Origin of the sequence: Actinomyces culturomici, from assembly GCF_900499005.1 — a bacterium.
Classification (GTDB): domain Bacteria; phylum Actinomycetota; class Actinomycetes; order Actinomycetales; family Actinomycetaceae; genus Pauljensenia; species Pauljensenia culturomici.
The window spans coordinates 1,136,827-1,149,923 of record NZ_LS991316.1; the positions used below are offsets into that span (position 1 = coordinate 1,136,827).

General features: G+C 70.5%; 11 protein-coding genes. 4 read left to right on the top strand and 7 right to left on the bottom strand.

Features of this window, described 5'->3' with window-relative positions:
- Positions 1-187: 187 nt before the first annotated feature.
- On the top strand, positions 188-418 hold the full coding sequence (locus tag DY157_RS04970) for a glucose PTS transporter subunit EIIB (protein WP_115727497.1): 231 nt from the start codon (positions 188-190) through the stop codon (positions 416-418).
- Positions 415-873: a PTS sugar transporter subunit IIA gene (locus DY157_RS04975; protein ID WP_115727498.1), complete on the top strand. Its 459-nt coding sequence runs from the start codon at positions 415-417 to the stop codon at positions 871-873. Before DY157_RS04970 ends, DY157_RS04975 begins: the two co-directional genes overlap by 4 nt.
- Here DY157_RS04975 and malQ read toward each other — a convergent pair.
- Positions 870-3,020, bottom strand: a complete 2,151-nt coding sequence (gene malQ / locus DY157_RS04980; RefSeq protein WP_115727499.1) for a 4-alpha-glucanotransferase — start codon at positions 3,018-3,020, stop codon at positions 870-872. The genes DY157_RS04975 and malQ overlap by 4 nt on opposite strands.
- 112 nt (positions 3,021-3,132) lie before the next feature.
- Complete coding sequence (locus DY157_RS04985; protein ID WP_115727500.1) at positions 3,133-3,372, bottom strand: PTS transporter subunit EIIB; 240 nt, start codon at positions 3,370-3,372, stop codon at positions 3,133-3,135.
- 136 nt (positions 3,373-3,508) lie between these two features.
- Here DY157_RS04985 and DY157_RS04990 point away from each other — a divergent pair, with 136 nt between their 5' ends.
- Positions 3,509-4,468 (top strand): acyl-CoA thioesterase, encoded by a 960-nt coding sequence (locus DY157_RS04990; protein ID WP_115727501.1) that lies wholly within the window; start codon positions 3,509-3,511, stop codon positions 4,466-4,468.
- A gap of 672 nt (positions 4,469-5,140) precedes the next feature.
- On the opposite strand, the gene ettA is transcribed toward DY157_RS04990, so the two are convergent.
- The 3 genes from ettA to orn all read right to left on the bottom strand — a co-directional run bounded on the left by ettA (position 5,141) and on the right by orn (position 8,520).
- Positions 5,141-6,823, bottom strand: coding sequence for an energy-dependent translational throttle protein EttA (ettA, locus tag DY157_RS04995; RefSeq protein WP_115727502.1), 1,683 nt, complete (start codon positions 6,821-6,823; stop codon positions 5,141-5,143).
- A 253-nt stretch (positions 6,824-7,076) separates the two neighbouring features.
- Positions 7,077-7,709: a single-stranded DNA-binding protein gene (locus DY157_RS05000; RefSeq protein ID WP_160159454.1), complete on the bottom strand. Its 633-nt coding sequence runs from the start codon at positions 7,707-7,709 to the stop codon at positions 7,077-7,079.
- Positions 7,710-7,887: 178 nt separating this feature from the next.
- Positions 7,888-8,520 (bottom strand): oligoribonuclease, encoded by a 633-nt coding sequence (gene orn / locus DY157_RS05005; protein ID WP_268876490.1) that lies wholly within the window; start codon positions 8,518-8,520, stop codon positions 7,888-7,890.
- A 99-nt stretch (positions 8,521-8,619) separates the two neighbouring features.
- On the opposite strand from orn, the gene ilvA reads away from it, so the two are divergent.
- Complete coding sequence (gene ilvA / locus DY157_RS05010) at positions 8,620-9,915, top strand: threonine ammonia-lyase IlvA (RefSeq protein ID WP_235827072.1); 1,296 nt, start codon at positions 8,620-8,622, stop codon at positions 9,913-9,915.
- A 73-nt stretch (positions 9,916-9,988) separates the two neighbouring features.
- Here the strand turns inward: ilvA and DY157_RS05015 are convergent, their stop codons facing one another.
- Together DY157_RS05015 and metE are read right to left on the bottom strand one after the other, a co-directional pair.
- Entirely contained in the window at positions 9,989-10,426 is a 438-nt protein-coding gene (locus DY157_RS05015; protein ID WP_115727505.1) for a winged helix-turn-helix domain-containing protein, read from the bottom strand.
- Between the two features lie 293 nt (positions 10,427-10,719).
- Positions 10,720-13,026 carry a 5-methyltetrahydropteroyltriglutamate--homocysteine S-methyltransferase gene (metE, locus tag DY157_RS05020; RefSeq protein ID WP_115727506.1) on the bottom strand — a complete coding sequence of 769 codons (2,307 nt, stop codon included), beginning with the start codon at positions 13,024-13,026 and terminating at the stop codon, positions 10,720-10,722.
- Positions 13,027-13,097: the final 71 nt, after the last annotated feature.

Here is a 13,097-nt window from a genome sequence, read left to right on the forward strand (position 1 = left end):
GCGACGCTATCGGCGGGCGTGTTGCGAGGGCGTGAACGAGTCGGCGGGCGCTCCCCCTCGTACCGCGGTGAGCCGCCTCGATGCGGCTCACTGCGTCCGGATTTCGCCGATGACGACGGCGAACGCTTCGGGAGCGCTATCCTTGAATGTGACGCGTATCCTATTTCGTCGTCTCGAGGAGGAAGCGATGAGCCAGGCGGAAACCATTCTTCAGGCGCTCGGCGGCTGGGACAACATCTCGGCCCTCGAGGCCTGCATCACCCGCATCCGCGCCGAGGTCAAGGACGACGAGGCCATCGACGAGGCCGCGCTGCGCGAGGCGGGCGCCTTCGGCGTCGTCGCCGTCGGCAACGCGATCCAGGTCGTCATGGGCCCGGAGACCGAGGCGATCGTCGAGGCCATCGAGGCGCTCCGGTGACATTCGTCGTTCACGCGCCGCTCGCGGGCAGCGTGATCGACCTCGCCGACGTCCCCGACCCCGTCTTCGCCGAGGCGATCGTCGGACCGGGATTCGGCCTTGTCCTTCCCGACGAGGCCGAATCGGTCGACGCCCTCGTGCCCGTGGACGGGGTCCTCTCGTCCCTCCATCCGCACGCGTTCATCGTGAAGCCGACGGACGGCCCGCCCGTCCTCGTCCATCTCGGCATCGACACCGTCGACCTCAAGGGACGGGGCTTCACGGTCTTCGCCGAAGTCGGGGGCGAGGTCGCGACGGGGGACACCCTCGTCGCTTGGGATCTCGAACCCGCGAGAACCGCGGGCCTGTCGACCGTCGTCCCCGTCGTCGCGCTCGACCCGAACGCGCGCATCGAGCTGCTCGTCGAGACCGGCGCGGACGTCGAGGCGGGCGATCCGATCGCCCGGGTCCTCTAGCCCCGCATCGCCCCCGTCATCACCGCGAAGAGCGAGTTCAGGCGCTCGTTCGCGGGAAGGGAGTCGATGAGGACCTCGACCCCGTCGCCGTCGCACAGCGGCACCCGCCAGTTCGGGTACTGCTTGTTCGTTCCCGGAAGGTTCTGCGGGCGGCGGTCCCCGACCGCGTCGACGAGCGACGCGACGACGAGTTGGGACGGCGCCTTCGCGACGTAGGCGTGGAGGGCCTCGACGAGTTCGCGCTCAGTCGGCGTCGCCGCCTCGACGAGCCCGTACTCGCGCAGACGCGCGGTCACCTGCTCGAGTTCGAGACGATCCTTCGCGCGGACCGACTCGACGTCCTCGACGAGGAGGCCGAGTTCGTCGCGCAGCGTCGTCTGGATGCCCGCGAGATATCCCGCGGTCGGCGGCAGATCATGGGTGTTGACGGCGGCGAGGCACTCGCGCCGGTAAGCGCTCGGGTGGAGCGGCCACCCGCCCTCGTCCTTCTCAAACCAGAGGATCGACGTCCCGAGGATCCCGCGCTCGCGCAGGTAGTCGCGGACCCAGGGCTCGACGGTGCCGAGATCCTCGCCGATGACGACCGCGCCCGCGCGCTGGGCCTCGAGGAGCACCGCGCCGACCATCGCCTCGTGGTCGTAGTAGACGTACGTGCCCTCGCCCGCGCCGCGGCCCGCCGGGATCCACCACAGGCGGAACAGCCCGAGGATATGGTCGATGCGGATCGCGCCCGCGTTCGCGAGGGACGCGCGGACCATGTCGCGGATCGGCGCGTAGCCGGCCTCGGCGAGCGCGCGCGGCGACCACGGCGGCTCCGACCAGTCCTGGCCCTGCTGGGAGTACATGTCCGGCGGGGCGCCGACGGTCATCCCGGCGGCGAAGAGGTCGCGGTGCGACCAGGTCTCAGAGGCCTTCGAGTGGACGCCAACCGCAAGGTCGGCCATGACGCCGATCCCCATGCCGACGCTCCGGGTGACCTGCTGGGCGCTGCGCATCTGCTCGGAGGCGATCCACTGGCACCACTGCCAGAACTCCACCCGATCGGCGAGTTCCAGCCGGGCCCGCTCGGCGGAGGAGGCCGTCGACGAGGAGATCTCGTCGGGCAGCTCGTCGGACTCGTTCGCCTCGACGAGGGCGCACCACAGTGCGAAATCGCGGAGGTCCTGGCCGCCCTCGGCGATGAAGTGCCGGAACGCCGACTCGCGGTGGTAGGTCCGCGGCACGGCGAAGATCAGTTCGAGGGCCTTGCGCTTCGCCTCCCACGTGCGGTCGCGATCGACGAGGGCGTCCGGGGAGTCGACGGCGTTCGCGGCGAGGCGCAGCTCCTCGATCGCCTTCACCGACTCGGCCGAGGCGCCGTTGTACTCGCGGATCGCCTCGGGGCGCACGTAGATCGGGTTGATCCACCGGCGCGAGACCGGCAGATACGGGGAGTTCTCGATCGGCGCGATCGGCGAGGACGCGTGGATCGGGTTGATGAGGAGGAAGTCGGCGCCCCGGTCGGCGCACACCGCCGCCAGATCCGCGAGGTCCTCGGCGTCGCCGAGCCCCCACGACTTCGCCGAGCGCGTCGAGTAGAGCTGGGCGGCAACGCCCCAGCGCCGCTTCCCATCGGCGAGGACGCCGCCCGAGATCCGATTCGGGGCGACGAGGAGCGTCGTCGAGTGGACCTGGCCGCCCTCGAGCGTCGCGATGATCCGGTGCCAGCCCGTCGGCAGGTAGTCGGGGACCTCGAAGGTCGCGCGCCCGATCGGAGCGCCGTCGACGACGCGCGGCGGGCACCAGCGGTCGAGCTGCGCGCACTCCCCCGTCGTCCCGTCCTCGAGGATCCAGGTCACGCGAACCCAGGTCCCGTCGGGCACGTGAACGGGGAAATCGCGCCGCGCGCCCTCGCGGGCGACGATCGTCGCCGGCAGGGTCCGCCGCCACGCCCGGTTCTCCGTCTCCTCGAGCGCCCGGTGAACGTCCTCGACGGTCGCATCGACGTCGACCCCGGCGCCGAGGGAGTGGAGGACCGCGAGGAGCGACTCCGCGCTCACATCCCTGCGCTGCCCGTACCAGTCCCAGAAGAACGTCGAGACCCCGTTGCGATCGGCGAGGGTCCTCAGGGCGTCGATATCGGACGATGCGGGGGAGGTCGAGTCCACGAATCCAGCTCCTTCGATGTGCTTTGCGTGTAAGCCAGTCTAGGCGTCCGCGCCCGCCCTTAGGGCCGTTCGAGCCGCTCGCGGCCGAATCGTCGCGAGAATCGCACCCGCGTCAGCGCGCGGCGAGGATCTCGCGCATCTCCTCCGCGATGGAGTCGGACACCTGGCCGGCGACGATCTGGACGACGGCGCCCGAGCGGACGACCGCGAGCACGCCGGGGATCCGCAGCGCCGCCTCGTCGACCTCGTGCTGGCTCGCGACCTCGACGCGGATCCTCAGCGAGCAGGGCTCGATATCGAGGATGTTCTCCGCGCCGCCGAGGGCGGCGATGAGCGCGCGCGCCGAATCCATGAAACACCTTCTGCCGTTCGCGCCCCCTCATGGGGCTGCGACCCGGGTCACATCATAGTTCGCGGGGCCCTGGTGGGCAATGCGCCCCATCGGCCCGGGCGCGGCGTCCTCGTCGATGAGGGTGAAGAATGGGGGCATGACGAAACCCGTGGACGTGCCCCTCATCTCGACCGAGCCCGTCGCGTCGGTCCTGCGGATCCTCGCCCTCGAGGAGTCCGGGAACGACCTCTTCACGGGGTATTCACTCCCCCAGGTCCGGCGCGTCTACGGCGGCCAGGTCATCGCCCAATCGCTCCTCGCCGCCGCCGCGACCGTCGCCCCCGAGCGCCTCCCCCACTCCTTCCACACGTACTTCATGCGCGGTGGAGATCCCTCGCTCCCCTTCGAACTCGAGGTCCGCAGGCTCCGCGACGGCCGCTCCTTCTCCTCGCGTCGCGTCGTCTGCCGCCAGGACGACCAGGAGATCCTCGCCCTCCAGGCGTCCTACGAGGGTCCCGAGGACGGGCTCGTCTTCACGACCGAGCCGCCCGAGGTCCCGGCCCCGGAGGACCTGGCGAGCGCCCTCGAGATCTTCCGCGCGATGGACCACCCCGTCGGCAGATTCCTCGGGAAGACGACGGCCTTCGACGTCCGGCACGTCCAGCAGTCGCTCTACACGAAGGCCGACGAATCACGGTCGAACCGCCAGCAGCTGTGGATGCGCCCGCGCGCCGCGATCCCGGCCGGCGCGAGCCAGCACCTCCACCGGGCACTCCTCGCCTACGTCATCGACCAGGTGATGTTCGAACCCGCGATGCGCGTCCTCGGACTGTCGTGGATGACACCGGGCATGTCGGCCGCCTCCCTCGATCACGCGATGTGGTTCCACCGGGACGTCGACGTCAACGAATGGCTCCTCTTCGACGGTGAGTGCACGAACGTCAACAACGGCCGGACCCTCGCGAGGAACCGAGTCTTCACGCGCGACGGCGTCCTCGTCGCCGAGGCCGAGCAGCAGGGCATGCTCCGCATCCCCGGCGAGGGCCACCAGGGTTCTGGCCGCTGGGGCTTCGGCGTCGACCCCGCGACCGGGAAGCCCCGCATCGGCTCCGCCTGACGCGGGGAGTCGTGCGCCCGAAACCGCTCCCAACCCCAGCATTTTCGGGCGCACACGCCGGAAACGGGCACACACCGCCGGCAACGCGCCCGAAACCGCTCCCAACCCCAGCATTTTCGGGCGCACACGCCGGAATCGGGCGCACACCGCCGGCAACGCGCCCGAAACCGCTCCCAACCCCAGCATTTTCGGGCGCACACGCCGGAAACGGGCGCACACCGCCGGCAACGCGCCCGAAACCGCTCCCAACCCCAGCATTTTCGGGCGCACACGGCAGAATCGGGCGCACACCGCCGGCAATGCGTCTGAAACCGCCAACAGACCGCTTCCCGGATGGGCGCACAACTCCACAGCCAAAGGTGGGGCCGCGACTCCGAAGAGTCGCGGCCCCACCGCTGCATGATCGCCCCGTGAACGGGTCGGCGTCTCAGCTCAGTCGCGCGTGTTCGGCTCCGCCTGCGGCGCGTCTCCATCGCCTCGCGCTCGACCCGCAAGCGGGTCGGCGTCTCAGCTCAGTCGCGCGTGTTCGGCTCCGCCTGCGGCGCGTCTCCATCGCCTCGCGCTCGACCCGCAAGCGGGTCGGCGTCTCAGCTCAGTCGCGCGTGTTCGGCTCCGCCTGCGGCGCGTCTCCATCGCCTCGCGCTCGACCCGCAAGCGGGTCGGCGTCTCAGCTCAGTCGCGCGTGAGCTTCCTGTGGGTGACTCGGTGCGGGGTCGCCGCGTCCTGGCCGAGGCGCTCGATCTTGTTCTTCTCGTAGGACTCGAAGTTCCCCTCGAACCAGTACCACTGGGCCGGATCCTCCTCCGTGCCCTCCCACGCGAGGATGTGGGTGGCGACGCGGTCGAGGAACCAGCGATCGTGGGTGACGACGACGGCGCAGCCGGGGAACTGGAGGAGCGCGTTCTCCAGCGACCCGAGGGTCTCGACGTCAAGGTCGTTCGTCGGCTCGTCGAGGAGCAGGAGGTTGCCGCCCTGCTTAAGCGTGAGCGCGAGGTTGAGTCGGTTCCGCTCGCCGCCCGAGAGGACGCCCGCCGGCTTCTGCTGGTCGGGGCCCTTGAAGCCGAAGGCGGACACGTAGGCGCGCGAGGGCATCTCGACGTTGCCGACCTGGATGTAGTCGAGTCCGTCGGAGACGACCTGCCACAGCGTCTTGTCCGGGTCGATGCCGGCGCGGTTCTGGTCGACGTAGGAGATCTTCACGGTCTCGCCGATCGTGAGCTCGCCGCCGTCGAGCGGTTCGAGGCCGACGATCGTCTTGAAGAGCGTCGTCTTGCCGACGCCGTTCGGGCCGATGACGCCGACGATGCCGTTGCGCGGCAAGGAGAACGAGAGGCCGTCGATGAGCGTGCGGTCGCCGAAGCCCTTCTTGAGGTTCTTCGCCTCGATGACGATCGAGCCGAGCCTCGGCCCCGGCGGGATCTGGATCTCCTCGAAGTCGAGCTTCCGGGTGCGCTCGGCCTCGGCGGCCATCTCCTCGTAGCGCTCGAGTCGGGCCTTCGACTTCGCCTGACGGCCCTTGGGGTTCGAGCGGACCCACTCGAGCTCCTCCTTGAGACGCTTCGCGAGCTTCGCGTCCTTCTGCCCCTGGACCTGGAGGCGCTTCTCCTTGGTCTCGAGGTAGGTCGAGTAGTTGCCCTCGTAGGGGTAGAGGTGGCCGCGGTCGACTTCGGCGATCCATCCGGCGACATGGTCGAGGAAGTAGCGGTCGTGGGTGACGGCGATGACGGCGCCCGCGTAGCTCGAGAGGTGCTTCTCGAGCCAGAGGACGGACTCGGCGTCGAGGTGGTTCGTCGGCTCGTCGAGGAGGAGCAGGTCCGGCGCCTCGATGAGGAGTCGGCAGAGAGCGACGCGGCGTCGCTCGCCGCCGGAGAGGACGGACACGGGCTGGTCGGCGGGCGGGCAGCGCAGCGCGTCCATCGCCTGTTCGAGCTGGGAGTCGATGTCCCAGGCGTTCGCGGCGTCGAGGGCGTCCTGGAGCTTGCCCATCTCCTCCATGAGGGAATCGAAGTCGGCGTCCGGGTTGCCCATCTCCTCGGAAATCTCGTTGAAGCGGGCGAGCTTCGCGAAGATGTCGCCGGCGCCCATGCGAACGTTCTCGATGACGGTCTTCGTATCGTCGAGCTTCGGCTCCTGCTCGAGAATGCCGACGGTGTACCCGGGGGTCAGGCGGGCCTCGCCGTTGCTCGGTTCGTCGAGCCCGGCCATGATTTTGAGGATCGAGGACTTGCCGGCGCCGTTCGGACCGACCATGCCGATCTTCGCGCCCGGGAAGAAGGACATGCTGACGTCGTCGAGGATCACCTTGTCCCCGTGCGCCTTGCGAGCCTTGATCATCTGGTAGATGTACTCAGCCACTGTTCTCCATCCGAAGTGGTGGTGGGTGGGCGGCGTCGCCGCCGAGGTCCCTCCCATGCTAGGCCACGCCCCGCGCGTTCGCCCCGCCCGGAGCCCCTCCCCCGGCGTGGGCACGGCCACGTCGCCGCCGCGGAGGGGGGGCCGTCCGCCCGCCTTCTTCCTTCCCCGTCGTCGGGATCGACGAGGCCGGGTCGGCGCGCGGGGAGAACGGAGGAGATGAGCCGCCTCCCCGCACGTCGACGCTCGACCACGGTCAGTAGGCGAAGACCCGTCCGGTTCGCGCTCCCGTTGATGAGGAGTCGTCGGAATCGAAGTCCTCGTCGGAGCGATCCTCCGTGTCCGACTCGGCCGCCGTCTCCTCGCCCACCGCGTCGGCCCCGAGTTCCGCGAGCTCCGCGTCGAGCTCGTCGATCCCGCCGTCCGCCTCATCGGCCCTCGAGTCCGACGCCCGCGCCCCGTCCTCGTCGATCGGAGGAACGGAAGCGGGACTGTTCGCGGGTTCCGAGGCGGGGGCGGCGAACACGGGCCTCGGCGTCTTCGAGAAGACGGTGCGACCGTTGGCGAGGTCGTGGCCGACGGTCTGCGCCGTGATGACGAGTTCGGAGCGAGGCTCGCCGGTCTCCGCGATCCACGCGCTCGCCGTGGGGCGGCCGACGACGATGATCGGGTCGCCCTTGGCAATCGAGTGGAAGGCGTTCTCCGCGAGCTTGTCCCAGGCGCGAATGGTGTACCAGGTGGTCCTCCCCTGGGTGAGGACCCCCTCGGCGGAGGCGAACCAGTTCGTCACCGCCAGTCGGAATCGTGTCGTCACCTGGCCGGTCTGCGTCTTCGCCACCTTGAGATCGGTGCCGACGCGGCCTCTCAGGGTGATCGTCGTGTCGCTCATGCGTCCTCCTTGATCGGGGCCGGCCCTGCGCCGGCGACGACAGGCTCGCCCGTTCCCGCGCCGCGCGCGAGGCCCGCCCCGCCCGCCTGTGGATCGAAGAGGACGAGGCGCGCGCCTGTGGACGCGCATCGGGGCGGCGACCCGACGGCCGCCGCCCCGATGAGGAGGAAGGATGGACTCAGGCGTCCTCGCCGATCGCCGGGATCTTGAGCGCGAGCGCCTCCTTGAGCGCCTTGTCGGCCTGCGCCTTCGTCACCGGCTCGGCCGGGAAGAGGACGCGACGGTAGTACTCGAGCTCCTGGATCGACTCGAGGATGTCGGCGAGGGCGCGATGGCCGCCGTGCTTGACCGGGGCGCCCTCGAAGGCGCGGCGGTACCAGCGCTTCGCGAGCTCCTTGATCGAGGAGACGTCGACGATCCGGTAGTGGAGGTGCTCGATGACCGAGGGCATGTACGCCTCGAGGAACATCTTGTCGGTGCCGACGGAGTTGCCGGCGAGGATCGCCTTGCCCTGCTCGGGGACGAACTTCTTGATGTAGGCGAGGACCTGGTCGGTGGCCTCCTCGAGGGTGAGACCCTCCGCGAGGTCGTCGAGGAGCCCGGACGAGGTGTGCATGTCGCGGACGAAGTCGTTCATGTGGTCGAGGGCCGCCTGGGGCGGGGCGATGAGAACGTCGATCCCCTTGTCGACGATGCGCAGGTCGGCGTCGGTGATGACGACGGCCACCTCGATGAGGGCGTCGTTCGCGACGTCGAGTCCGGTCATTTCGCAGTCGATCCAGACGAGCGGATCCTTGATTTTCGCAGTCACCCGCCCAGTCTACGGCCGCTCGCCGAGGGGCCCGCGCGGACGTGATCGGCGCCGCACTACACTGCGAGCGATATCGGGAAACGGGTGTGGGAGGATGCCATGGACGAGCAGGCGGGCATGAGGCCGACGGCGACGACGGCGGACATCGAGGAGGCCGCGCGCGCCCTGCGCGGCGTCGTGCGGCGCACTCCCCTCGCCCGATCCGAGCGGCTTTCGGACGAGTGCGGCGTCGAGGTCCTCCTCAAGCGGGAGGACTCGCAGAAGTGCCGGTCCTTCAAGGTGCGCGGTGCCTACGCGCGGATGTCGGCCCTGACGGCGGGCGAGCGCGAGCGCGGCGTCGTCTGCGCCTCGGCGGGCAATCACGCTCAGGGCGTCGCCTACGCGTGCGCGCACCTCGGCGTCCACGGGACGATCTACCTCCCCTCGAACACGCCGCGTCAGAAGCGGAATCGGATCGCGGCGATCGGCGGGGACCTCGTCGAGCAGGTGATCGTCGACGGGACCTTCGACAAGGCGAATGCGCTCGCCCAGGAGGCGGCGAGGGCGACCGGCCGCACCTACGTCCACCCCTACGACGACGCGATGACGATCGCGGGCCAGGGGACGATCGCGGTCGAGCTCGTCGAGCAGATGCCCGACGACACGGCCGCGGTCCTCGTCCCCGTCGGCGGCGGCGGCCTCCTCGCCGGAGTCGCGACGTGGCTCCACGCGACGCGCCCCGGGATCCGGATCATCGGCGTCGAGCCCGAGGGCGCGGCCTCGATGCGCGCCGCCCTCGACGCGGGGCGTCCCGTCGACCTCGAGAGGGTCGATCCCTTCGTCGACGGCACCGCCGTCGGCCGCGCGGGCTCCCTCGCCTTCGAAACGATCATGGCGTGCGTCGACGACGTCCTCGTCGTCCCCGAGGGCGCGGTGTGCACGGAGATGCTCGAGCTCTACCAGTCCGACGGCGTCATCGCCGAGCCCGCCGGCGCCCTCGCGTCGGCGGCCATCCACGAGCAGCTGCGCACGCCCGCGCAGCGCGAAGCGCTCCTCGGTCGGCCCGACGGCGCGATCGTCGCGCTCGTCTCGGGCGGCAACAACGACCTCACCCGCTACGCGGAGGTCATGGAGCGCTCGCTGCGCCACGAGGGCCTGCGCCACTACTTCGTCGTCACCTTCCCCCAGCAGCCCGGCGCCCTGCGGATGTTCCTCTCCGACGTCCTCGGCCCGACCGACGACATCGTCCACTTCGAGTACACGAAGAAGAACAACCGGGAGTCCGGCCCGGCGCTCGTCGGGATCGACATCGCGGCGAAGGAGGACATCGAGGGTCTGCGCCGCCGCATGGCCGACTCTCCTCTCCACGTCGAGGAGCTCGCGGCGGATTCGGAGTTCTTCCGGCTCGTGATCTAGGCCCGGCGGGCGACGCGCTCCGCCCTCGTCGATCCCCTGTCGTCGTTGCAGACGAGGGCGGAGCGCGAGCGGATCAGGCGGCGAGCGTGTGAACGCGGGCGACCTGGACGCGGACGCCGGGGGCCGAGTTGAAGCGGTAGCCCTCGCCGCGCACGGTCGAGATGAGGTCCGGGGCGCCCTCGAGCTTCTTGCGGAGTCGGCGGATGTGAGCGTCGACGGTGCGGGAGTCGGAGCCGAGGCCGCTCCCCTGCCAGACGGTGGAGAAGAGCTCGTCGCGCGAGACCGCGCGGTCGGCGTTGCGGGCGAGGTGCGAGAGCAGGTCGAGTTCCTTCGCGCAGAGGCGCACGCGGTCGCCGTGGATGTCGAGCGTGCCGCGGTCGACGTCGAAGTCGACGTGCGCGGGGGCGAGGCGCAGGTTCGCGAGGATGGAGAGGAATTCGTCGTAGCTGGTCTGCGGGGCGGCGTCGAGGTCGACGGCGGCGGACGTGGCGGGGGTGTTGACGAGCGTCATGATGCTGTATCCGATTCTTCGGTGCCGCGCGGCCCGCACCCGTCCCGGGGGGCTTTAGTTCATAGCGGCAGTGATCAACAGGGGTCGAAGGCGTTGATCACATACACATTCGCGCGCGCATGGAGCCGCACATCGGGCGGCGCATCTCGCGGGCGAAGGTCATCATGGCCACGAGTATGCAGGTCGGCGCGCATCGGCGCCAGACGATGACCGCATTCCGAGACCGTGGAACGCGAGTGTGACACGAAACGGGGAGGGGCCCGGCCGAGCCGAGCCCCTCCCCTCGCGTCCGATCAGAGGGCGGCGCGCGCCTGAATCGTCGCCTCGACGAGGTGGGCGAGGGACGCGATCGTCTCGTCGTAGCCGCGAGTCTTGAGGCCGCAGTCGGGGTTGATCCACAGGCGATTCGCAGGGATCGCGGCGAGGGCCGCCTCGATGAGGGAGGCGATCTCCTCGACCGAGGGGACGCGCGGCGAGTGGATGTCCCACACGCCCGGGCCGATCCCGTGGTCGAAGCCTGCGGCGGCGAGCTCGGGGAGGACCTCCATGCGCGACCGGGCGGCCTCGATCGAGGTGACGTCCGCATCGAGGGCGGCGATCGCGTCGATGATCTGCCCGAACTCGGAATAGCAGAGGTGCGTGTGGATCTGCGTGTCGGGGCGGACGCCGGCGGTCGCGACGTGGAACGAGTCGACGGACCAGCGCAGGTAGTCAGCGTGGCGGTCGGCGTCGAGCGGGAGGAGCTCGCGGAGGGCGGGCTCGTCGACCTGGATGATCGCGATGCCCGCGGCCTCGAGGTCCTCGACCTCGTCGCGCAGCGCGAGGCCGATCTGGTCGGCGACCTCGCCGAGGGGCAGGTCGTTGCGCGGGAACGACCAGGCGATGATCGTCACGGGACCGGTGAGCATGCCCTTGACCGGCTTGTCGGTGAGCGACTGCGCGAAGGCGGCCCAGTCGACGGTCATCGCCTTCGGGCGGGCGACGTCGCCCCAGAGGATCGAGGGGCGGGGGCAGCGGGACCCGGAGGACTGGACCCACCCGTTGCGCGGGGCGGCGAATCCGTCGAGAAGCTCGGCGAAGTACTGGACCATGTCGTTGCGCTCGGCCTCGCCGTGGACGAGGACGTCGAGCCCGAGTTTCTCCTGAAGGGCGATGACGTCGGCGACCTCGCGCTCGATGCGGGCGCGGTAGTCGGCGTCCGTGAGGGCGCCCTTCGCATGGGCGGCACGGGCCTTGCGGATGTCGGCGGTCTGCGGGAAGGAGCCGATCGTCGTCGTCGGGAGCGACGGGAGATTCAGGCGCGCGTCCTGGGCGGCGGCGCGCTCGGCGTAGGGGGCGCGGGCTCGGTCCGCTTCGGTGAGCGCGGCGATCCGTTCGCGCACCTCGGGGCGGACGACTCCGGGGGCGGCGGCCCGATCGGCGAGGACGCGGCGCGACTCCTCGATCTCGGGGGCGATTGCGTCGAATCCCGCGACGAGTCCCTTCGCGAGCGCGACGACCTCGCCGACCTTCTGGTCGGCGAAGGCGAGCCAGGCGTGGAGGTTGGCGTCGAGTTCCGGGTCGTCCCAGGTCTCGAGGGCGGTGTCGTGGGGGACGTGCTGGAGCGAATTCGTCGTCGCGACGGTCACGCTGCGGGCGCCGAGGGCCTGCGACCGCTCGAGGAGCTCGACCGCCGCCGCGAGGTCGGCGCGCCAGATCGAGCGGCCGTCGATCGCGCCGACGACGAGGTCGACGGCGCTGAGGTCGATCGAGCCGGGCTCGGGCAGGGCGCCCCGCCCCGCGTCGAGGTGGACGGCGTCGATGCCGGAGGCCGCGAGCGCGGCGAGCGATGCGAGCCCGTTCCCGTAGGGCGTGGTGACGAGGATCCGAGGGCGGCCCGCGATGCCCGAGAGCTCCCCGTACGCAGATCCGGCGAGGGCGGCGAGCTGCGCCCTCGTGCGCGAGAGGTTGTCGGACACGAGGGCGGGTTCGTCGAACTGGACCCAGGTCGCCCCCGCTTCCCCGAGCCGGGCGAGGAGCTCGGCGTAGACGGCGACGACCTCGGGGAGGCGGTCGAGCGGGTCGTAACCGGCGGCCGCGTCGTCGTCCGCCTTCGCGAGGGCGAGGTAGGTGACCGGTCCGACGATGACCGGGCGGGTGAGGTAGCCCCACTCCTTGGCTTCGCCGAAGCGCTCGACGTAGCGGTCGGAGGCGTAGGAGATCGGGGTGTCCGGGCCGATCTCGGGGACGAGGTAGTGGTAGTTCGTGTCGAACCACTTCGTCATCTCCTCGGGCGCGGCGCCCTGGTCGCCGCGGGCGAGCGCGAAGTGGAGGTCGAGCCCGGTCCTTCCCGCGAAGCGCGCCGGGACCGCCCCGAGCAGCGTCGTCGCGTCGAGGACCTGGTCGTAGAGGGAGGAGTTCTCCGGGAGGGACGCGTCGTCGGCGGGCAGGCCCAGATCGACGAGGCGGGCGAGGTTCGCGCGCCGCAGTCCGGCCTCGGCCGCGAGGAGCTCCTCGGCGCTCATGCGCCCGGCCCAGTGGGCTTCGAGCGCCTTCTTCAGTTCGCGGTTCCTCCCGATGCGGGGGTAGCCGAGGATCGTGGCGGCGGGGAAGGTCGTCATGGTGCGGGTCTCCTGTGTGTGTGCGCGGTTGCGGGTCGGGGTTTTCGATGCGGCGCCGGGGCGCTGGTTCG

Coding starts and splice junctions, on each gene's coding strand:
- DY157_RS04970 (WP_115727497.1), top strand. CDS start 188: ATGAGCCAGGCGGAAACCATTCTTCAGGCGCTCGGCGGCTGGGACAAC.
- DY157_RS04985 (WP_115727500.1), bottom strand. CDS start 3,372: ATGGATTCGGCGCGCGCGCTCATCGCCGCCCTCGGCGGCGCGGAGAAC.
- DY157_RS04990 (WP_115727501.1), top strand. CDS start 3,509: ATGACGAAACCCGTGGACGTGCCCCTCATCTCGACCGAGCCCGTCGCG.
- DY157_RS05000 (WP_160159454.1), bottom strand. CDS start 7,709: ATGAGCGACACGACGATCACCCTGAGAGGCCGCGTCGGCACCGATCTC.
- ilvA (WP_235827072.1), top strand. CDS start 8,620: ATGGACGAGCAGGCGGGCATGAGGCCGACGGCGACGACGGCGGACATC.
- DY157_RS05015 (WP_115727505.1), bottom strand. CDS start 10,426: ATGACGCTCGTCAACACCCCCGCCACGTCCGCCGCCGTCGACCTCGAC.
- metE (WP_115727506.1), bottom strand. CDS start 13,026: ATGACGACCTTCCCCGCCGCCACGATCCTCGGCTACCCCCGCATCGGG.